The organism is Pseudomonas fildesensis (genome assembly GCF_001050345.1).
GTDB lineage: Bacteria > Pseudomonadota > Gammaproteobacteria > Pseudomonadales > Pseudomonadaceae > Aquipseudomonas > Aquipseudomonas fildesensis.
Genome location: NZ_LFMW01000001.1, coordinates 276,812 through 297,063, shown reverse-complemented (window position 1 = coordinate 297,063; position 20,252 = coordinate 276,812). Strand labels below are relative to the sequence as shown.

Here is a 20,252-nt window from a genome sequence, read left to right as displayed (position 1 = left end):
ATTACTCCCCTTTGCCAGCAGCGGCAGCAGGAGCAGCACCAGTGCCAGCACCAGCAGGCTTGGCGTTATCAGCCTCCTTGACCTTGACCTCGGCGCCCGGCTTGACGTACTGCAAGCCTTCTGTAATCACACGGTCACCGGCGTTCAAGCCTTTTTCGACCAGCCAGTAGGCGCCGTAAGTGCGGTTGGCGACCAGTTCACGCTGCTCGACCTTGTTGTCGGCGTTGACGATCAGTGCCGTTGGAATGCCCCTGAGGTCGCGGGTCACGCCTTGCTGCGGGGCAAGGATGGCCTTGCTGTTCACACCGGCTTGCAGTTGGGCGTGTACGAACATGCCCGGCAGCAGGGTGTGGTCAGGGTTAGGGAACACGGCGCGCAGGGTGACCGAGCCGGTGGTCTGGTCGACCGAGACTTCGGAGAACTCCAGCTTGCCGTCCTGGCCGTAATCGCTACCGTCTTCCAGGGTCAGCTTGACCTTGGCGGCATTCGCGCCGGCTTTCTCCAGCTGGCCGCTTTCCAGGTCGCGGCGCAGTTTCAGCATTTCAGCCGAAGACTGCGTCACGTCGACGTAGATCGGGTCCAGTTGCTGGATCACGGCCATCGCATCGGCCTGGCCATTGCTGACCAACGCGCCTTCGGTCACCGAAGAACGGCCGATACGCCCGGAGATCGGCGCGAACACTTTGGTGTAGCGCACGTTGATCTGAGCGGTTTGAACGTTTGCTTCTGCGGTCATGCGATTGGCGACAGCAGTGTCGTATTCCTGACGGCTGACGGCTTGCTCATCGACCAACTGCTTGTAACGGTCGGAGATGGACTTGGTCTGCGTCAGGCTGGCTTGTGCACTTTTCAGGGTTGCCTCATAGACCGACGGATCGATCTGATAAAGCTGCTGACCTTCTTTCACATCCGCGCCTTCCTTGAACAGGCGCTTGAGAATGATGCCGTTGACCTGAGGACGAACTTCCGCGATGCGGTAGGCGGTGGTGCGGCCTGGCAGCTCGGTTGTCAGGGTAAAGGCTTGCGGTTGAAGGGTGACCACGCCGACCTGAGGGGTTTGAGCGGGCGGAGCCGCTTCTTCCTTTTTACATCCGCTGAGCAGCGATGCCAGGGCGACGGCAGTGACCAGAGCGGTAACAGCTGGCTTAAGTTGCATGAAGATCCTCGGGTCAGGCGCGCAGGGTGCGCACAAGAAGTGTGGAAGGGTAAAAAACAAGCTGTGAGTAGATAAGTAGCTTGCTACGCAATATACTTACGTTCATGGTTGTTTGTAAACTCTTGACAGGCTTCGCGCAATGTAGACAAAGCGCTGCCCAAAGCCTCGATTCTAGTACGTTCGGCTCCCATGACGGTGTCGTCCCACAATTATTTAGATGATCGTTACCGCCTATTAGCCCAGCGTTACCGATAGTCCCAAGTGTTCTGATTGAGGTTTTACTGCCATGGTTCGTCGCACCAAAGAGGAAGCTCAGGAAACGCGCAGCCAGATTCTCGAAGCCGCCGAGCATGCCTTTTATGAACGCGGCGTCGCGCGGACCACTCTGGCGGATATCGCCGCGTTGGCCGGCGTGACGCGCGGTGCCATCTACTGGCATTTCAGCAACAAGGCCGACTTGCTGCAGGCGATGCTGGAAACGCTGCACGAGCCGCTGGATGAGCTGGCCCGGGCCAGTGAGAGCGAGGATGAAGTCGACCCGCTGGGCTGTATGCGCAAGCTGTTGATTCATTTGTTTCATCAAGTTGCTCTGGACCCGAAAACCCGACGCATCAATGAGATTTTGTTTCATAAGTGCGAATTCACCGATGAAATGTGCGACATGCGCCGCCAACGCCAGACCCACAGTCTTGAATGCAACCTGCGCATCGGCCTGACACTGCGTAACGCGGTCCATCGCGGGCAACTTCCGGAAAATCTCGACACCGTCCGAGGGGCGGTGTGCCTCCATGCGTATATCGACGGGATGCTCGGCCAATGGTTGCTGGTACCGGACAGCTATCAGTTGCACCAGGAAGCCGAGCGCTGGGTCGACATAGGTCTGGACATGCTGCGTTTGAGCCCTAGCCTTCGCAACTAAGACAAAAAATGCGTAATTGAATCAAGCTGTGTCAACAGTAAAGCCTAAGGAGGGCGAATCGTCCTTCGGCCTTATCTGTGGAGTGACTTTATATACGGGCTGGCGGGCGGTTGATACGTAGTCGCCTAACTATTTTGTAGCGATATTGTTGCAAGGCTGTGAAGGAATGTTTCCCGGCCTTTGTCTGATCGTTCCTACGCTTTGCGTTGGAATGCATCCTGTGAGGCTCTGCGTCATAACTTCAAAGCGGACGCGGAGCGTCCAGGGCGGCATTCCCACGCGGAGCGTGGGAACGATCAAGAGGACGTGGAACGAGCATGTCATCAATGAAAAAGCCCCGGTTCTTGCGCGCCGGGGCTTTTTCGTTTCAGCAAGTTACATCAGAGCGCCAGTGTCGGGTAGTCGATGTAACCGACCGGACCCTTGCTGTAGAAGGTGTCCGGACGTGGATCGTTCAGCGGCGCGTCGGCCTTCAGGCGGGCCGGTAGGTCCGGGTTGGCAATGAACGGTACGCCGAAGGCCACCGCATCCGCCTTGCCCGAGGCCAGCGAGGCGTTGGCGCTGTCCTTGGTGAAGCGTTCGTTGACGATGTACGGGCCGCCGAACGCTGCCTTGAGTTGCGGGCCGAGGCTGTCGCCGGCTTCTTTCTCGCGGGAGCAGATGAACGCGATACCGCGCTTGCCCAATTCACGCGCAACGTAGGTGAAGGTTTCGGACAGATTCTCGTCGCCCATGTCGTGCAGGTCGGCGCGGGGTGACAAATGCACACCCACACGGCCGGCGCCCCAGACTTCGATGGCGGCGTCGGTGACTTCCAGCAGCAGGCGCGCACGGTTTTCCACGGAACCGCCGTAGTTGTCGGTGCGCTGGTTGGTGCTGCTCTGCAGGAACTGGTCGAGCAGGTAGCCGTTGGCGCCGTGGATTTCCACGCCGTCAAAACCGGCGGCCTTGGCGTTTTCCGCACCGACGCGGTAGGCATCGACAACGTCGGCGATTTCAGCGGTTTCCAGGGCGCGCGGGGTCGGGAAGTCAGCCAGCGGGCGGACTAGGCTGACGTGGCCTTTAGGCTGGATCGCGCTCGGTGCCACCGGGGTTTCGCCGTTCAGGTACGACGCGTGGGAGATCCGGCCGACGTGCCACAGTTGCAGGAAGATCTTGCCACCCGCGCCATGAATGGCCTTGGTGACATTGGCCCAGCCGCGGACCTGGTCGTTGGACCAGATGCCCGGGGTGTCCGGGTAACCCACGCCCAGTGGCGTGACGGAAGTGGCTTCGCTGAGGATCAGCCCGGCGGAGGCGCGTTGCACGTAGTACTCGGCCATCAGTGCGTTTGGCACGCGACCGGCATCGGCGCGGCAGCGGGTCAGCGGCGCCATGATGATGCGGTTCGACAGTTCCAGGTCGCCCAGTGTGATCGGATCGAAAATAGTCGTCATGGGATAACACCCTTCTCTTTAGTTTGATCAGTTGGTCGCAGGGGCCAGGTCGGCATCGCCGCTCTGACGGAAAGTAATCAGGGTCACCAGCAGCGCGAGGATCGCCAGGGCCGCAGCGGCCAACGGCACGCTGGTCAGGCCGAAACCGTGGGCAATCACGCTGCCGCCGACCCAGGCGCCGAGGGCGTTGCCGATGTTGAACGCGCCGATGTTCAAGGTGGACACCAGGTTCGGCGCCGCCTTGCCGAAGGTCACTACGTTGATTTGCAGCGCGGGGACGGCGGCAAACGAGGCGGTGGCCCACAGGAACAGGGTGATTTCAGTCGGGATCACCGCTACGCTGGTCCAGGTCAGCGCCGTGGATACCACCGCCATGCTGATAAACACACCGATCAGGGTGGCCGCCAGGCGTTTGTCCGCCAGCTTGCCGCCGATGATGTTGCCCACGGTGAGGCCGAGGCCGATCAGCAGCAGGGTCCAGGTCACGCCTTTGGGCGAGACGCCGGTGACGTCGCCGAGCAGCGGTGCCACGTAGGTGAAGAGGGTGAACATCGACGCGGCGAACAGCGCGGTCATGCTCAGTGACAACCAGATCCCGGCACCCTTGAGGGCGGCCAGTTCGGCGCGCATGTCGAGTTTTTCTTCGCCACGCTTGGCCGGCAGGAAGCGGATCAGGCCGATCAAGGCGATCACACCAATCACCGTCACCGCCCAGAAGGTCGAGCGCCAGCCGGCTTCCTGGCCCAGCGCCGTACCCAGTGGCACACCGAGTACGTTGGCGAGGGTCAAGCCGGTGAACATCAGGGCCACGGCCGACGCGCGTTTGTTGGCCGGCACCAGGTTGGCGGCGACCACCGAACCGATACCAAAGAAAGCGCCGTGGCACAGCGCAGTGACCACGCGGGCAAACATCAGCACGTTGTAGTCGCTGGCCATTGCGCAGAGCAGGTTGCCGACAATAAAGATGCCCATCAACGCTACCAGGGCGGCCTTGCGTGGCAGCTTGGCGGTGGCCAGCGCCATGAACGGTGCGCCAATGGCCACGCCCAGGGCGTAGCCGGTGACCAGCCAGCCGGCGCCGGGAATCGACACGCCCAGGTCCGCCGCCACATCGGGCAACAGACCCATGATGACGAACTCGGTGGTGCCGATGGCGAAGGCGCTCAGGGCCAGTATGAGTAGCGAGAGGGGCATGTACGTTTCCTTTCTACAGCGGTTTGCTGATTTCAGCGCTGAGTTCAGTGATGAGCGCAGTGAGGAAGGCTTGGATCGTTTCCTCGTTGCGTTTGAAAAAGTGCCACTGCCCGGCCTTCTGGCTGCTGATCAATCCCGCCCGTTGCAACGTGGCCAGGTGGGCCGACACGGTCGACTGTGACAAGCCGCAACGCTGGTCGATCTGCCCGGCGCAGATGCCGTATTCGTGGTTGTGCAGTTGCTCGGGGAATTGCACTTGCGGGTCTTTCAGCCAGTTGAGGATGTCTCGCCGTACTGGGTGCGCCAGGGCTTTTATTATTTCGTCGAGGTCGATGGACATGGCAGGTGCTCGGTTTCGTAAAGCGTTATATCGCGATGAGGCGAACTTTAAATCGCTGTATCCCGATATACCAATATGATTTTGGTCTTAGTCCAGGTCGAATCGGTATATCGGGTTATAACGATACATTGAAGGCAGTGGTAGACTGCGCGGCATGAATTATCTCGCACATCTGCACCTGGGCGGCCAACTTCCTGCGCAACTGCTAGGCAGCCTTTACGGCGACTTTGTCAAAGGCCGTCTGCAGGGTCAGTTCAGCCCGCAAATCGAGTCGGCGATTGCGCTTCACCGCTCAATCGACCGCTTCACCGACAGCCATCCGCTGGTAGGGGAGGCGTTGTCGCGCTTCAGCCTGACCCGCAGGCGCTATGCCGGGATCGTCCTCGATGTGTTTTTCGATCACTGCCTGGCGCGGGATTGGCAGGTGTATGCCGAGCAGCCGCTGGAGCACTTCACGGCGCAGGTGTACCGCGTGCTGGCGGCCGAACCGCAATTGCCGGGACGGCTGGCGCAAATTGCGCCGTATATGGCGGCGGATGATTGGCTGGGCTCGTACCGTGAGTTTGCGGTGATGGAGCAGGTGTTGCGCGGGATTTCGCGGCGGCTGACGCAGCCTGAGGCGTTGGGGCATGCGATGCAGGAGTTGCGCGAGTTATATGAGCCGCTGAGCGAAGATTTCCGGCTGTTCTATCCAGAGTTGCAAAAATTTGCACAAGCTCAACTGACCACTGAGGTCTAAATGTGGGAGGGGGCTTGCTCCCGATGGCGGTGGTTCAGTCAGCACATGCATTGACTGACACACCGCCATCGGGAGCAAGCCCCCTCCCACATTTTGTACTGTGTCCAGCGCCTGTCAGGCGGCGAACGCTGGTCGAGCAGCCACTTGCTCGGTCTCCGGCATCGGCCCAAACAACGCCTTCTGCACCGCCTGCTGCGCCTGGAACGCCAGCGCTGCGCGTTCCTGCCCGGCGCAGGCAATCGGCTTGAGCACATGGATTTCCACATCGCCCTGGTCATTGCTGAACAGTCGCATCAGGTGTGAGAGCAAATCATCGTCGCCAATAAACGGCGCAAGCGGGTCCACCTGCCCGTCACGCAGATAACGGATCGCCACCGGTTGCAGCGACACGTCCGCATCAATAGCACTGGCCAGCAGGCGCCCGTGGAAAGTGCGCAGGCTGCGCCCATCGGTGGTGGTGCCTTCGGGGAACATCAGCAACGGGTGCTGTTGCTCCAGGTGACGGGTCATCTGCTTGCGGATCAACTGGCTGTCGCCCGAACCCCGGCGGATAAACAGGCTGCCTGCCTTGGCCGCCAACCAGCCGGCCACTGGCCAGGTGCGCACTTCGGCCTTGGACAAAAACGACATCGGCGCGACCATACCCAGCAACGGAATGTCAGTCCAGGACACGTGATTGCTCACCCACAGCATCGGGGTTTGCGGCAACTCGCCGTGCACCGTCACGCGAAAGGGCAGGGCGTTGGTCAGCCGCGCCATAAAAAACCGCGACCAGCGCTGGCGCCGCACCATCGAATTGGCCACCCCCAGACGCTCGAACAAACCAAACACACTGGCCATGCTCAAGCCCAGCGCCACCACCAGCAGTACGCGGGCAATGCGCCCGTACACCCGCAGGCGGCTCATCACATCGCCGCCTTGAAGTGGCGGGCGTAACGCGGGCACAGCTCGTCACGCTTGAGCAGGATGAACACGTCGGCCACCTGGAAATCTTCATCCCAGCACGGCTCGCCGCAAATCTTAGCGCCCAGGCGCATATAAGCCTTGAGCAGCGGCGGCATTTCGGCGATCACGTTGGATGGCAGGTCCAGCGTGGGCAGCGGTTTTTTCGGCTCGGCGCGCAGGTGTTCGTTGCACAGGTAACGTTCGCGCAGGCGCTGCATGATCGCGTGGGCCTGGATGCCGCCGTCTTGCATCGGGATGCTCGCGCAGCCCATCAAGTAGCTGTAGCCGCCCTGGTTGAGCACTTCGGCCAACTCGCCCCACAACACGGCGATGGTGCCGCCGTTGCGGTAGGCCGGGTCGACGCAGGTACGGCCGATTTCCAGGATCGGGCCTTGCAGATGCAACAAGCCATGCAGGCTGAACTCTTCTTCACTGTAGAACCGGCCCAGGGTGCTGGCGGCCTGGTGGTCGAGCAAACGGGTAGTGGCGACGAGTCGACCGCTGTTTAAATCCCGCACGCCGATGTGGCTGCAGTGAACATCATAGTCATCCATGTCCAGGCCCAGTTCCGCGCCTTTCAGCTTGGCGTTGAACTCGCCGCTGAACACGTTGAACCGCAGGGCCTGAGCTTCCTGCAAAGCCTGCGCGCCAATCAGGCGTTCGGCTTGCAGACGGCGTTCATTGCCGGTGTCGCTGATGCGGGCGATCTGAGTCATGGCGAATCTCCGAGTGCCAGCCACGTTCCGGCCGGTCGACTTGTTTGTCCAAACTCAGGCTATGTAGGCTCGGTGTCATCTCCATGAAGTTCCGGTGACGGTTGGATGACAGGCCCCCTGTAGCAAATCTGTCATGCCCCTCGGCTAGGCTCGCGGGCTTGAATGCCCCCTTGAGTTTGCGTCCATGGTCAGAGGCCTGTTGTGCGTTGCCCTGCTGTTAGTCACCGTTGCCGCCCGCGCCGAAACCTGGCCTGACAAGGAGTGGGCAAAGGGCGCGCTACTCGCCGGCCCCGCTGTCGATGCCCTCAACGCCTATGCTTTCCCCCCGCGTGACGACGCCACCCGCCAGGGCATTCGCACCGATGCGCTGCTGGTGATCCGCGATGGCGTGGTCATCTACGAACGCTACGCTGCACCCACCATCGCCAGTACCCCGCATTTGACCTGGTCGATCAGCAAAAGCCTGATGGCCACCGTGCTGGGCGTGGCCTATGGGGAAAACCGCTTCAAACTGACCGACCCCGCCGCGCGTTTCTACCCGCCGATGAAGCAACACCCCACGGTCACGATGGCAGACTTGCTGCACTGGGCCTCGGGTCTGGACTGGCAGGAAGACTATGAATATGCCCCGCTGAAATCCTCGGTGGTGGCGATGCTCTACACCCGTGGGCGGGGTGATATGGCCGAATTCGCCGCCGATACCGAGCGCGCCGCCGCGCCGGGCCAGGCCTTCCGTTACTCCAGTGGCGACAGCAATATTTTGTCCGCCGCCCTCAAAGGCATGCTCGGCCACAAGGCGTACATGAGTTACCCGTGGGATGTGCTGTTCAAGCCGCTGGGTATTCGCAACGCCACCTGGGAAACCGATGCCGATGAAACGTTTGTCGCCTCGTCCTACGCCTACCTCACCGCCCGCGATTTGGCGCGCGTCGGCCTACTGATGGCGCGGAATGGTCGCTGGGGTGATCAGCAACTGCTGCCTCAAGAGTGGGTCGCCTTCAATCGCCAACCCTTCGACTCGTACAAAGCCGGTCAGGACGAAGCCGTCCCCGGCGGCCACTGGTGGCTCAATCGCGAAGTACAAGGCGCCGCCCGACCCTGGCCCGATGCGCCCGCCGATACCTTCGCCGCACTCGGCCACTGGGGCCAGGCTCTGTACGTGATGCCCGACGAACATCTGGTGATCGTGCGCTACGGCGATGACCGCGACGGCAGCTACCGCCACAACGAACTGCTCAAGCGAGTACTCGCGGCGGTGCAACCATGATTCGTCGTCGGCCGTTTACCCGTCTGTTTCTCCTGTTGTTGCTTGCCGTGGCTGGCTGGGTGTGGCACGAGCGCGTCAACCTGCAAGCCTTCCCCGACATCATCGCGGCGTACACGGCCAAGGAGTATTGCTCGTGCCGGTATGTGGCGAACAACCCGGCCGACTATTGCCGGGGGTATGTGAAGCAATATGTGCCGACCAGTGCGTTCAGCGATAACCCGGAGCGCAGTGAAGTGACGGCAAGTGGGTTGGGGCGCACGCACACGGCGCGGTGGATGGGGGAAAGGCAGGGGTGTCGGCTGGTACCGTGAGGGAGTACCGGCGCTCGATGCAGTGCACCGGCTGCGGACGTTTCAAGGTGTAGAGGTGGCAGCCGTACGTGGGCTGGAAACCGAGAAGAGGTAACTCGGCAGACACGTGTGCCTCCCGCGCACCGCCGCCAAAAAGTATAAGACACAGGCACAAAAAAGCGTTCGTTAATTATTTGGCGACGCTAATTTACTTTTCGTTAATCGGGTTCCGGGCCACTTTTCGCCTTCTCTTTCTCTTCAGATTTCTTAAACCGCTGAGTCAAGAACACTGCTGCGATACCGATGAAGTTGGTAGCAATCAAGGCCACACCTGCCTCCACATGCTGAAGCGAAATCAGCCACACGCCGACACACAGTACAATCAGTGATAATCCTCCCGCGAAATATTGCGAGCGGGCATCGCGATCCGCTACCACTTGCAAGGACGTTTTTTTCAGGCTGAGTTCTCCCAATTGAACGTCTTGCTGCATCTGGAGCCGAGACATATTGTAGTCAAAGATCTTTTTTTCCATTTCATGTCGATGTGCCTGTTCGACTTCCACTGTAGTGAAAAGTCGATTGGCACCATCGGGGAAAATGGCGTTGTATTCGCGAAGCTGCCGGCCAGAAGGGGTCGGGCCCGAATGGTGTTCTTTGACGACAGAAATGGCTACCGTGGTCAGCTCTCGCACGGCCTCCTTCCCATCTATGCTTTTTAGTAGCTGACCGATGGCGGGGTTAGACTCGCTGAGCTGGCGAACAGCGTCGGTGATCTCTTGGCTGATTTCAGCAGAGAATACGGTGTGCTCGCTCTCGTGACTGGTGGAGTCGTTATCTTCTCTGCGCGGGTTGTCACTTGGCGTATCGGCAGTATTCGTCATTGAGTAAGAGCTTATCTCTGGTAGAGTCGGAGAGTTCAAGTTGAGCAAATCCTTCTGTCTCAAAAAGTTTGGCTGCGGCATATTTAAAGTCCGCGCCAATACGCCTCATATCCCCGCTTAATCCCCCTTGATAGTAATCCAGAGACATTGGGTCGATATGTTCTAGTTGTCCATGGTCAACAGCATGGGTATTCAATATGCCATGCAGTTCTATTCGTTGGTGTGCAATCCTATAACCTGCTTCATTTAGAAGTTCAACGGCTTCTGCATAAGGGTCATCGCCGGGAGCCAAGTTTAAGACCGACGAAAAACTTTCATACTTGTTCATAATCCTTTTGCCTCCTTTGACCCTGATCTACGTAGCCTTGCCAGCAGCACTGGCGACACATTCCAGTGGTCATTCTACCCCCGAAGCTAGCTCGGGTTGTATAGGCAGAACATATAGCCCGCCGTTCCGAGTGTAAAGCGGCGACGTTCGTACATTTAACAACAAACTTAAAAAATGGCATTTTGCCATCATTTTTCATCATCATGTGGGGGTTTTTAAAATTCGGCATGATATTTGCCGTGATGGCAAAATGATGCTTGTGTCTATTTGAATGAAGGCAACCCTTGAGTCTCTATTGGGGCTAATTGCGTTCTGCATTCAATATGTAGTGTTTTGAATGAGAATGCACACCGCTTAGGGTACTAAAATGTGACATGGCATTGAGGGTGGAGTCGCTTTGCCCGGTTCGATATTGGATTTGCGCCTTTCGTAACATTGCGCTTAATGTTCGTTCAGGTTTTCCGCCCCACGAGTCTTTATGTTCAACGCTTCTCTATTCAAACCCCTGGCCTTCACCTTGCTGGCCGCCGCTGCCGTGCCCGCCCACGCCGATTGGTACCTGGATAACGAGTCCTCTCGCCTGTCCTTCGTCACCACCAAAAACACCGAAATTGCCGAGGTGCATCGCTTTCTGGTGCTGCACGGCAAGGTCGACAGTAAAGGCGCGGCAAAGGTGGAGGTGGAGTTGGAGTCGGTCAACAGCGGCATCCCGCTGCGTGACGAGCGCATGCGTAACGAGCTGTTCGCGATCAAGACCTTCCCCGAAGCGTTGATCAGCGCACAGATCAACTTGCAGCCGATCAATGACCTGGCTCCTGGCGCGCAACTGGAATTGCGCTTGCCGCTGAGCGTCACCCTGCACGGCAAGACCCAAACCTACAGCACTGAGCTGTTGGCCACGCGCCTGGATGACCGACGCTTCCAGGTGGTGACCCTGGAGCCTGTTGTGCTGCATGCAGAGGATTTCGACCTGGCGCCGGGCGTGGCGGTGTTGCGCAAGGCGGCCGGGCTTAAGTCGATCAGTTTGTCGGTGCCGGTGGGTGCGGTGCTGATTTTTACGGCGCGCTAACGTGAGCGGCGCAGTGTTCCCGTGGCGCAGCGCCAACCGTTTCGAGTTGTTGATCGACGGGCCGAATTTCTTCCCGCAGATGTTGGTGGGCATTGCCCGTGCCGAGCGGCAAGTTGATTTGGAGTTGTACCTGGTGGAAGCCGGTGCCTGCGCCGAAGCTATGGTGCAGGCGTTGGTGCTGGCCGCCGAGCGGGGCGTGCGGGTGCGTTGCCTGTTTGATGATTACGGCAGCCTGGCGTTTACGCTCGGGCTGCGTAAGCGCTTGACCGATGCGGGTGTAGAGCTGCGTTTCTACAATCGTCTGAATTGGCGGCGCTGGATGCGTAACCTGTATCGCGACCACCGCAAGCTGTTGCTGATCGACCAGAGCATCGCGGTGGTTGGCGGTACTGGCGTCACCGACGAGTTCTGGACGCCGGGCCAAGACACGGCCGACTGGCATGAGGTGATGGTGCAAATCAGCGGCCCGCTGGTGCTGGATTGGCAGGCGCTGTTCGACCGCCAATGGCACGCCAACGCTGCGCGCCGCGAGTGGAAGCCCGCCACCCATTTTGGTTTGCCGCGCTTGCCCAAGGTGCCGGCGACCGGACCGGGCCTGGGTCGCGTGGCGTATGCCGATGCCCGTCAGCACCGCGATATCTTGCAGTCGCTGATCCGCGCCTTGAACAGCAGCCAGCAGCGCATCTGGCTGGCCACTCCGTATTTCCTGCCGACCTGGAGCGTGCGCCGTGCCTTGCGCCGCGCGGCCGGGCGCGGGGTGGATGTGCGTTTGCTGCTCACCGGCCCGCGCACCGATCACCCGTCCGTGCGCTATGCAGGGCACCGTTATTACCCGCGTTTGCTGCGGGCTGGCGTGCATATTTTTGAGTATCAGCCGTGCTTCCTGCACCTGAAGATGGTGCTGGTGGATGACTGGGTGAGTGTCGGTTCGTGCAATTTTGACCACTGGAATTTGCGCTTCAATCTGGAAGCCAACCTGGAGGCGTTGGACCCGGAGTTGACGTTAGCCGTGGCGGGCAGTTTCGAGCGGGATTTTGCCCAGAGCCAGGCGGTGAGCCTGGAGGCGTGGAAGTCGCGGCCGTTGTGGCGGCGGGTGAAGCAGCGGGTGTGGGGGTGGATTGATCGGTTGGTGGTCAACCTGCTGGATCGACGAGGCTGACACAAGATCGTTCCAACGCGCAGCAAAGGAATGCAGCCCGTAACGCTCCGCGTCCCAAAGCGTGACGCAGAGCGTCACAAGAGGCGTTCCCACGCGGAGCGTGGGAACGATCAGAGCAATTCAAACGTCGTGTTAGAGCAGCTCAAACGTCTGCTGCTGCACATCCTGGGAGTCCAGCCCGATCTGCACATTGAACTCACCCGGTTCCGCTGCGAACTTGAGCTGGGTGTTGTAGAACTTCAAATCCTCCTCGGTAATGGTGAAGTGCAACGTGCGCTCTTCGCCCGCCTTGAGCATGACTTTCTGGAAGTTCTTCAGCTCTTTGATCGGGCGGATCATCGAGCCTGCTACGTCCTGGATATAGAGCTGCACCACGGTTTCGCCGTCCACCTTGCCGGTGTTTTTCAGCGTGACGCTGGCGTCGAGCTTGCCGGTCTTGTTCAGGGTGGTGGACGACAGCGCCATGTCCGACACGCTGAACGTGGTGTAGCTCAGGCCATAGCCAAACGGGAACAGCGGCCCGGTGGTGTCATCGAAGTACTGCGAGGTGTAGTTGCCCGGCTTGCCCGGCGTAAATGGCCGGCCGATGGTCAGGTGGTTGTAGTAGGTCGGAATTTGCCCCACCGAACGTGGGAAGGTGATCGGCAGCTTGCCCGATGGGTTGTAGTCACCGAACAGCACGTCGGCGATGGCATTGCCGCCTTCGGTGCCGGCGAACCAGGTTTCCAGGATCGCGTCGGCCTGTTGGTTCTCGTCGAGAATCGACAGCGGACGGCCGTTCATCAGCACCAGCACCAGCGGTTTGCCGGTGGCTTTCAGGGCCTTGATCAGGTCGCGCTGGCTTTGCGGGAGGTTCAGGTCGGTGCGGCTGGATGATTCGTGGGACATGCCACGGGACTCACCCACGGCAGCGACCACCACGTCGGCATCCTTGGCGGCCTTGACCGCTTCATCGATCAGCACTTGGGCAGGGCGGGTGTCATCCACCACTTCCGGGGCATCGAAGTTGAGGAAGTTCAGGTAGTCGACCACGGCCTTGTCACCGGTGATGTTGGCGCCACGGGCATAGATGATCTTGCCTTTTTCGCCAATCACCGCGTTCAAGCCGTCTAGCAGGGTGACCGATTGCGCAGGCTTACCGGCAGCGGCCCAGCTGCCCATCATGTCGATGGGGGCCTTGGCCAGTGGGCCGACAAGGGCGATGGTTGCGGATTTTTTCAGCGGCAGGGTGGCGTTCTGGTTTTTCAGCAGCACCAGGCTGCGGCGCGCCACATCACGGGCCTCGGCACGGTGCAGGCGGTTCTCGGCGTAGGTGTCGACCGGGTCATCCTCGGCCTTGCCGATACGCAGGTACGGGTCTTTGAACAGGCCCATGTCGTACTTGGCGCCGAGCACTTCGCGCACGGCGTTGTCGATGTCGCTCTGCTCGATTTCGCCGGACTTGAGCAGCCCCGGCAGTTCCTTACCGTACAGCGAGTCGTTCATGCTCATGTCGATGCCGGCCTTGATCGCCAGCTTGGCGGCTTCACGCCCGTCCTTGGCCACGCCGTGCTTGATCAGCTCGAAGATCGCACCGTGGTCGCTGACGGTCAGGCCCTTGAAGCCCCAGTCTCTGCGCAGCAGGTCGTTCATCAGCCAGGTGTTGGCGGTAGCGGGCACACCGTTGATCGAGTTGAGCGCCACCATCACGCCGCCGGCACCGGCCTTGATCGCGGCGTGGTAGGGCGGCAGGTAGTCCTGGTACATCTTGACCGGGCTCATGTCGACGACGTTGTAGTCGCGGCCACCTTCCACTGCGCCATACAGGGCGAAATGCTTGACGCTGGCCATGAGGCTGTCGGCGTTGGCGGCGCTGGTGCCCTGGAAGGCCTTGACCATCACGTCGGCAATTCGCGAGACCAAATACGTGTCTTCGCCGAAGCCTTCGGAGGTGCGGCCCCAGCGCGGGTCGCGGGAAATGTCGACCATCGGCGCAAAGGTGATGTCGAGGCTGTCAGCGGCGGCTTCCTGGGCGGCGATGCGCCCGGAGCGGGCGATGGCGTCCATGTCCCAGCTGGAGGCCAGTGCCAGGCTGATCGGGAAGATAGTGCGGTGGCCGTGGATCACGTCATAGGCGAAGAACATCGGGATCTTCAACCGGCTGCGCATGGCCGCGTCCTGCATCGGACGGTTTTCCGGGCGGGTGATCGAGTTGAACGTGCCGCCGATGCGGCCGGCGGCGATTTCCTTGCGGATCAGCTCGCGGGGCATCTCGGGGCCGATGCTGATCAGGCGCAATTGGCCGATCTTTTCATCGAGGGTCATCTGCTTGAGCAGGTCGCTGACGAACGCGTCCTTGTCCTTGAGCGCAGCAGGCTTTGTTTCTGCCCAGACGGGGTGGGTGGCCAGCGTGGCAACAAGGCCGAGCAAACACAGCTTTTTCATGAATATCCTTTTTCGGCTCACTGCACAGCGCTTTACGCTGATCGGCCAAAATGTGGGGAGCGTCTATTGTTGTTCGGGTGTTGTTCAGATAAATGCAGCACACTCTGAACTCTTATTAGCGCTGGGCATCTTTTAGCTGATTGGCTCGATGCATTCCAGTGGTGGTGGCGGATTATGCCCCAAGCGCGCGGTTTATAGGGTTAGTCGTCAAATTCCATCAAGTTTGGGCAGGAGAAACACCATGCAAGCAGCACAAAATTACCGCTGGGGCTTGAAAGCCGCGGCTTTGCTATTGATCAGCAGCGTGCTCAGCGGTTGCGGCATCAATAACATTCCGACCCTGGATGAACAGGCCAAAGCGGCCTGGGGCCAGGTGCAGAACCAGTATCAACGCCGCGCCGACCTGATCCCCAACCTGGTGGAAGTGGTCAAGGGCTACGCTGCCCATGAGCAAGACACCCTCACCGCCGTGATTGAAGCGCGGGCCAAGGCCACTTCGATCCAGGTCGACGCCAGCACCCTCGACAACCCGGAAAAACTCAAGCAGTTCCAGCAAGCCCAGGATGGTTTGAGCGGCGCCCTCAGCCGCTTGATGGTGGTGTCCGAGCGCTACCCGGACCTGAAGGCCAACCAGAACTTCCTGGCCCTGCAATCCCAGCTGGAAGGCACGGAAAACCGCATCGCCGTGGCGCGTCGTGACTTTATCCAGGCCGTGCAGGCTTACAACACCGAGATCCGCACCTTCCCCGGTCGCCTGTGGCACACCGTGATGTACAGCGACTTGCCGATCCGCGCCACGTTTGAAGCGACCAGTGCCGATGCCGATAAAGCGCCGCAAGTGAAGTTCAAATAAGGCTGCATTGAGGTGTCGATGCGTTTATTACGGATAGGCCTGGCGCTGTGCCTGCTGGCCTGCGTGGGCGTGGCCCAGGCGGCACTGACCTTCCCGGCCTTGACCGGGCGGGTGGTGGACAGCGCCCAGATGATCGACCCGGCGGTGCGCGAGCAGCTCACCCAGCAATTGCAGGCGCTGGAGCAGACGTCCGGCGACCAGATTGTGGTGGTCACTGTGCCCGACCTGCAGGGTGTGCCCATTGAAGACTACGGTTATCAATTGGGCCGCCAGTGGGGCATTGGCCAGAAGGGCAAGGACAACGGCGCGCTGTTGATCGTCGCCCGCGATGAGCGAAAATTGCGCATCGAAGTTGGCTATGGCCTGGAAGGCGTGCTGACGGATGCGCAGTCGTGGGTGATCATCAACCAGGTGATCGCACCCAAGTTCAAGGCCGGCAATTACAGCCAGGGCATCAGCGACGGCGTGGCGGCGATGCTGCAGGTGGTGGGCGGTGAGCCGCTGGCGGTGCCGGCCCATGTGGCGGAGGCGAATTTTGCCAAGGAGAATCCCGGGTTTTCCATTGGCTTGTTTATCCTGCTGATCGGCGTGTTGTGGCTGTGCCATCGCATGGGCCTGCCGGTGGGCGCGATCCTGCTGGCGATTCTCAGCAGCAGCGGTCGCGGCGGCGGGGGAGGCGGCGGTGGCGGTGGTTTCCGGGGCGGCGGTGGCGGTTTCGGTGGCGGCGGGGCCTCGGGCGGCTGGTAATGACAATAACTGGAAAAGAGCACCTACAACCATGGCATTACTGAGTGAACACGAGCAACGCCAAGTCGCCGAAGCGATCGCCCGGGTCGAGCAACAGACCGACGCCGAACTGGTGACCGTGCTGGCCGCCCGCGCTGACGATTACGCCTACATCCCGCTGCTGTGGGCCAGCCTGATTGCGTTGGTGGTGCCGGGGATTGTGCATTACCTCTCCGGCTACCTGACCATGTACACCTTGCTGTTGGCGCAATGGGCGACGTTTATTGTGTTGTGCCTGGTGTTTCGCCTGCCCAAGGTCACTACGCGCTTGATCCCGCGTTCGGTACGGCACTGGCGCGCGTCCAACCTGGCGCGGCGGCAGTTCCTGGAGCAAAACCTGCACCACACGTTGGGCAGTACCGGGGTGCTGATTTTTGTCAGCGAGGCGGAGCGGTATGTGGAGATTCTGGTGGATGACGGGATTTCCAAACGTTTGGACGACAGCAGTTGGGATGCGATCGTCAAGACGTTTACCCAGCAGGTGAAGCAGGGGCAGACGTTGGCCGGGTTTATTACGTGCATCGAAGCCTGCGGCGAATTGCTCAAGGAGCATGTGCCAGTGACGCAGACGCGCAATGAGTTGCCCAACCGCCTGGTCGTGCTCGAATAACCCAAACACTATCGCCTGATCGTTCCCACGCTCCGCGTGGGAATACATTCTGTGACGCTCTGCGTCACCCTTGCGCAGGGCTAGAGCCTTGCGCCATCTTCGGGACGCGGAGCGTCCCTGGCGGCATTCCCACGCAGAGCGTGGGAACGATCAGCGTAGTAGAGTCGACCGTTGATCAAATAACCCCGTGCCCTTAACCCCCATCCCGCCTAAAATGCCCGCCATTCCCAGCCCGAGGCGTTTTTGTTCATGTCTGTCACCGCTCAACCAGCCCGCCCTGCGCCGGATCATCATGCCCAGTTCATCGAACTGTTGAGCGCAAGCCTCGCGCAGAACGCCTTTATCAAGCTGGTGCTGGCCAAGTACGTCGGTGAGGAAGCCGAGCTGCAGCGGCTGATCATCAAGCCGGTGACGGTCAAGGAGCAGGCGTGCCTGTCCTTCGTCTACCGCTACAAGACCCGCGACATCACCAAGAACTTCCCCGTGGCGGACGGCGTGGTGGCGATTGCCGAACTGCTGCCGAGCGCCTTCAAAAACGCGCACTTGCTCTCGCTGACCGACGAAGCCCAGCTGGAGTACAGCAAGAAGAACAAAAGTTCGCTGTTCAAAAGCCAGCCGCAGCAACTGCGTGAGGCACCGTCGGCTGCGCATAACCGCGAGAAAAATCGCTTCCTCGACCTGAACCGGCCGTTCCTCGCCGACCTGGGCGTGACCGATGCCAAGCAGGCGCTGATCCCGTCGATGTCGCGCAAGTGGAAGCAGATCAACAAGTTCATCGAAGTGTTCAGTCATGCGCTGACTTCGTCACCGCTGAAGCTGGATCAGCCGGTGCGCGTTGCCGATTTTGGTTCGGGCAAGGGCTACCTCACGTTCGCGATCCACGACTACCTGCGCAACACCCTCAAGGCCGAGGGCGAGGTCACCGGCGTTGAACTGCGCGAAGACATGGTGACGCTGTGCAACACCGCCGCCGCGCGCCTGGAGCACCCGGGGCTGGTATTCAAGTGCGGTGACGTGCGCAGTGTGGCGCCGAGTGAGCTGGACGTGATGATCGCGCTGCATGCCTGCGACATTGCCACCGATTACGCGATCCACACCGGCATCCGCTCCGGGGCGTCGATCATCATGTGCTCGCCGTGCTGCCACAAACAGATTCGCCTGCAGATCCAGAGCCCGCTGCTGCTCAAGCCGATGCTGCAATACGGTTTGCACCTGGGCCAGCAGGCGGAAATGGTCACCGACAGCCTGCGTGCGTTGTTCCTTGAAGCGTGCGGCTACGAGACCAAGGTGTTCGAGTTCATCTCACTGGAACACACCAACAAGAACAAGATGATCCTGGCGGTCAAGCGCACCGAACCTTTGGATAACGCGCAATTGCTGGAGAAAATCCAGGCGCTGAAGGCGTTCTACCACATCACCGAGCACTGCCTGGAAACCTTGCTGCGCGCGGATGGCTACCTGAACTGAACGCCGCTCCTACAGGAAGTTGGCGCAGGCTGCACCGCCGTCTTGCGCCCCAGCATGACCGTTACGATTACCCCGCACGCAAACAGCCAAGTAATCGGCTCGATGTGTTCACCAAAAAACAGCGCCGAAAACGCGATGGTGAAAAATATCTGCAGCAGCTGAATCTGGCTGACCCGTGCAATGCCGCCCATGGCCAACCCGGCGTACCACGCAAAAAATCCCAGGAACTGCGAGAACAGCGACACATAACCAAACGCCCACCAGGCGCGCATGGAAATCGCCCCTTGATGCTGCGCCGCCAGGTACCACACCGGTCCGATTAGCACCGGTGTCGACAGCACCAGCGCCCAGCAGATCACCTGCCAGCCACCCATCTCCTTGGCCAAACGGCCGCCTTCGGCATAGCCCAGGCCACCCACGGCAATCGCGCCGAGCATCAACAGATCACCCGCCTGGATACTGCCGGCCCCGGTGATCAACGCATAACCGAGCACCAACGCACTGCCCAGCGCGGCGCAGGCCCAGAAGGCTTTCGACGGCCGCTCATGGGACAGCCAGGCTGCATACAGCGCCACGCACAACGGCTGCAAACCGTTGACCATTGCGCCATGGGAAGCCGGCAAGGTTTGCATCGCCCAGGCCGACAACACCGGGAAGCCAAGGATCACGCCGGCGATCACCAGGCACAGCCCACGTACCTGGCGCCAGGTGGGCCAGCGCTCACGGCGCCACAGCAACAGCGCCGCCGCCGGGATCGCCGCGAACAACGCACGGCCAAGGCCATTGAGCAGCGGGTGCATTTCCTGCACCACGATGCGGGTGAAGGGCAGGGTCAGGCTGAAGATGATGACGCCCAGCAGGCCGAGGGCCATGCCGGTGTTTTCGCGCGAGCTCATGGCGGGGACCAGAATCGAAAGGGCCGGAAGTGGTCGATCATCTAGCCACAGCGCCCGAAAATCGGGGGCCTACAGCTGGGCGCAGATTGATCCGTACAGTTGTAGTAGCGGGGCATTACCCGACTCGTCTACGCAGGCCTATCGTGGCTGTTCTTGTCTGCCCAACCGTTCAACCGGAGGAATGCCCCCATGGCCGCGAAAAAAATCCTGATGCTGGTCGGCGATTACGTCGAAGACTATGAAGTGATGGTGCCGTTCCAGGCGTTGCTGATGGTCGGTCATACCGTGCACGCGGTGTGCCCGGACAAGACCGCCGGCCAGACCGTGCGCACGGCAATCCACGATTTCGAAGGCGACCAGACCTACAGTGAAAAGCCCGGTCACCTGTTCGCCCTGAATGCCGATTTCGCCGACGTCGAAGCTGCCGATTACGACGCGCTCCTGGTGCCCGGCGGCCGTGCGCCGGAATACCTGCGCCTGAATGAAAAGGTCCTGCAACTGGTACGCTCCTTCGATGAAGCGGGCAAGCCCATCGCCGCCGTGTGCCATGGCGCGCAACTGCTGGCCGCCGCCGGTATCCTTGAAGGCCGCGAGTGCAGTGCCTACCCGGCTTGCGCCCCCGAAGTACGATTGGCGGGCGGCTCGTTCATCGATATCCCAGTGACCCACAGCCACGTTCAAGGCAATCTGGTGACGGCTCCGGCCTGGCCGGCGCATCCCGGTTGGCTGGCAGGGTTCCTCAGCCTGCTGGGTACCCAAATCACCCTGTAAGCAACG

General features: G+C 60.4%; 21 protein-coding genes. 11 read left to right on the top strand and 10 right to left on the bottom strand.

The genetic code is table 11. From position 1 onward, the window contains the following. Nucleotide 1: 1 nt before the first annotated feature. Nucleotides 2-1,156 carry an efflux RND transporter periplasmic adaptor subunit gene (locus ACR52_RS01505; RefSeq protein WP_048719704.1) on the bottom strand — a complete coding sequence of 385 codons (1,155 nt, stop codon included), beginning with the start codon at nucleotides 1,154-1,156 and terminating at the stop codon, nucleotides 2-4. A gap of 286 nt (nucleotides 1,157-1,442) precedes the next feature. On the opposite strand from ACR52_RS01505, the gene ACR52_RS01500 reads away from it, so the two are divergent. Then, nucleotides 1,443-2,075, top strand: a complete 633-nt coding sequence (locus ACR52_RS01500) for a TetR family transcriptional regulator (protein WP_048719703.1) — start codon at nucleotides 1,443-1,445, stop codon at nucleotides 2,073-2,075. 380 nt (nucleotides 2,076-2,455) lie between these two features. Here the strand turns inward: ACR52_RS01500 and ACR52_RS01495 are convergent, their stop codons facing one another. From ACR52_RS01495 to ACR52_RS01485, 3 genes are read right to left on the bottom strand one after another with little or no spacing between them, the layout of a single operon-like run. Continuing rightward, nucleotides 2,456-3,511, bottom strand: coding sequence for an alkene reductase (locus tag ACR52_RS01495; RefSeq protein WP_048719702.1), 1,056 nt, complete (start codon nucleotides 3,509-3,511; stop codon nucleotides 2,456-2,458). 27 nt (nucleotides 3,512-3,538) lie between these two features. Further along, nucleotides 3,539-4,705: an MFS transporter gene (locus tag ACR52_RS01490; protein ID WP_048719700.1), complete on the bottom strand. Its 1,167-nt coding sequence runs from the start codon at nucleotides 4,703-4,705 to the stop codon at nucleotides 3,539-3,541. Between the two features lie 13 nt (nucleotides 4,706-4,718). Beyond that, the gene (locus ACR52_RS01485; protein WP_048719699.1) at nucleotides 4,719-5,045 is read right to left on the bottom strand and encodes an ArsR/SmtB family transcription factor; all 327 of its coding nucleotides are present in this window, start codon (nucleotides 5,043-5,045) and stop codon (nucleotides 4,719-4,721) included. Nucleotides 5,046-5,199: 154 nt separating this feature from the next. On the opposite strand from ACR52_RS01485, the gene ACR52_RS01480 reads away from it, so the two are divergent. Further along, the gene (locus tag ACR52_RS01480) at nucleotides 5,200-5,784 is read left to right on the top strand and encodes an acyl carrier protein phosphodiesterase (protein WP_048719697.1); all 585 of its coding nucleotides are present in this window, start codon (nucleotides 5,200-5,202) and stop codon (nucleotides 5,782-5,784) included. 114 nt (nucleotides 5,785-5,898) lie between these two features. Here ACR52_RS01480 and ACR52_RS01475 read toward each other — a convergent pair whose 3' ends face one another. Together ACR52_RS01475 and olsB are read right to left on the bottom strand one after the other, a co-directional pair. Then, nucleotides 5,899-6,690, bottom strand: coding sequence for a lysophospholipid acyltransferase family protein (locus ACR52_RS01475; protein ID WP_048719695.1), 792 nt, complete (start codon nucleotides 6,688-6,690; stop codon nucleotides 5,899-5,901). Next, nucleotides 6,690-7,445 carry an L-ornithine N(alpha)-acyltransferase gene (gene olsB, locus ACR52_RS01470; protein ID WP_048719693.1) on the bottom strand — a complete coding sequence of 252 codons (756 nt, stop codon included), beginning with the start codon at nucleotides 7,443-7,445 and terminating at the stop codon, nucleotides 6,690-6,692. The genes ACR52_RS01475 and olsB overlap by 1 nt, the downstream gene beginning before the upstream one ends. 184 nt (nucleotides 7,446-7,629) lie before the next feature. Between olsB and ACR52_RS01465 the strand changes: the two genes are divergently transcribed. Both ACR52_RS01465 and ACR52_RS01460 read left to right on the top strand, forming a co-directional pair. Next, a complete protein-coding gene (locus ACR52_RS01465) occupies nucleotides 7,630-8,712 on the top strand; it encodes a serine hydrolase domain-containing protein (protein ID WP_048719691.1) in 1,083 nt (360 codons plus the stop codon). Next, a complete protein-coding gene (locus tag ACR52_RS01460) occupies nucleotides 8,709-9,023 on the top strand; it encodes a hypothetical protein (RefSeq protein WP_048719690.1) in 315 nt (104 codons plus the stop codon). The genes ACR52_RS01465 and ACR52_RS01460 overlap by 4 nt, the downstream gene beginning before the upstream one ends. A gap of 197 nt (nucleotides 9,024-9,220) precedes the next feature. Here ACR52_RS01460 and ACR52_RS01455 read toward each other — a convergent pair whose 3' ends face one another. Continuing rightward, nucleotides 9,221-9,883 carry a DUF2335 domain-containing protein gene (locus tag ACR52_RS01455; protein ID WP_048719688.1) on the bottom strand — a complete coding sequence of 221 codons (663 nt, stop codon included), beginning with the start codon at nucleotides 9,881-9,883 and terminating at the stop codon, nucleotides 9,221-9,223. Continuing rightward, nucleotides 9,855-10,211 (bottom strand): hypothetical protein, encoded by a 357-nt coding sequence (locus tag ACR52_RS30055; protein ID WP_048719686.1) that lies wholly within the window; start codon nucleotides 10,209-10,211, stop codon nucleotides 9,855-9,857. Before ACR52_RS30055 ends, ACR52_RS01455 begins: the two co-directional genes overlap by 29 nt. A gap of 478 nt (nucleotides 10,212-10,689) precedes the next feature. Here ACR52_RS30055 and ACR52_RS01445 point away from each other — a divergent pair, with 478 nt between their 5' ends. Both ACR52_RS01445 and ACR52_RS01440 read left to right on the top strand, forming a co-directional pair. After that, nucleotides 10,690-11,280, top strand: coding sequence for a YceI family protein (locus ACR52_RS01445; RefSeq protein ID WP_048719683.1), 591 nt, complete (start codon nucleotides 10,690-10,692; stop codon nucleotides 11,278-11,280). A 1-nt stretch (nucleotide 11,281) separates the two neighbouring features. Continuing rightward, the gene (locus ACR52_RS01440) at nucleotides 11,282-12,439 is read left to right on the top strand and encodes a phospholipase D-like domain-containing protein (protein ID WP_048719680.1); all 1,158 of its coding nucleotides are present in this window, start codon (nucleotides 11,282-11,284) and stop codon (nucleotides 12,437-12,439) included. Nucleotides 12,440-12,571: 132 nt separating this feature from the next. On the opposite strand, the gene bglX is transcribed toward ACR52_RS01440, so the two are convergent. Next, nucleotides 12,572-14,863 carry a beta-glucosidase BglX gene (gene bglX / locus ACR52_RS01435; RefSeq protein WP_048719678.1) on the bottom strand — a complete coding sequence of 764 codons (2,292 nt, stop codon included), beginning with the start codon at nucleotides 14,861-14,863 and terminating at the stop codon, nucleotides 12,572-12,574. 241 nt (nucleotides 14,864-15,104) lie between these two features. Here bglX and ACR52_RS01430 point away from each other — a divergent pair, with 241 nt between their 5' ends. From ACR52_RS01430 to ACR52_RS01415, 4 genes are all read left to right on the top strand, one after another. Then, nucleotides 15,105-15,716, top strand: a complete 612-nt coding sequence (locus tag ACR52_RS01430; protein ID WP_048719676.1) for a LemA family protein — start codon at nucleotides 15,105-15,107, stop codon at nucleotides 15,714-15,716. An 18-nt stretch (nucleotides 15,717-15,734) separates the two neighbouring features. Next, a complete protein-coding gene (locus ACR52_RS31490; protein ID WP_048719674.1) occupies nucleotides 15,735-16,463 on the top strand; it encodes a TPM domain-containing protein in 729 nt (242 codons plus the stop codon). Nucleotides 16,464-16,494: 31 nt separating this feature from the next. Then, complete coding sequence (locus tag ACR52_RS01420; protein WP_048719673.1) at nucleotides 16,495-17,112, top strand: TPM domain-containing protein; 618 nt, start codon at nucleotides 16,495-16,497, stop codon at nucleotides 17,110-17,112. 249 nt (nucleotides 17,113-17,361) lie between these two features. Then, the gene (locus tag ACR52_RS01415; RefSeq protein WP_048719671.1) at nucleotides 17,362-18,579 is read left to right on the top strand and encodes a class I SAM-dependent methyltransferase; all 1,218 of its coding nucleotides are present in this window, start codon (nucleotides 17,362-17,364) and stop codon (nucleotides 18,577-18,579) included. On the opposite strand, the gene ACR52_RS01410 is transcribed toward ACR52_RS01415, so the two are convergent. Next, the gene (locus tag ACR52_RS01410) at nucleotides 18,567-19,475 is read right to left on the bottom strand and encodes a DMT family transporter (RefSeq protein WP_048719669.1); all 909 of its coding nucleotides are present in this window, start codon (nucleotides 19,473-19,475) and stop codon (nucleotides 18,567-18,569) included. The two genes, ACR52_RS01415 and ACR52_RS01410, sit on opposite strands and share 13 nt — an antisense overlap. Nucleotides 19,476-19,664: 189 nt before the next feature. Between ACR52_RS01410 and ACR52_RS01405 the strand changes: the two genes are divergently transcribed. Then, nucleotides 19,665-20,246 carry a DJ-1/PfpI family protein gene (locus ACR52_RS01405; protein WP_048719667.1) on the top strand — a complete coding sequence of 194 codons (582 nt, stop codon included), beginning with the start codon at nucleotides 19,665-19,667 and terminating at the stop codon, nucleotides 20,244-20,246. Nucleotides 20,247-20,252 lie beyond the last annotated feature (6 nt).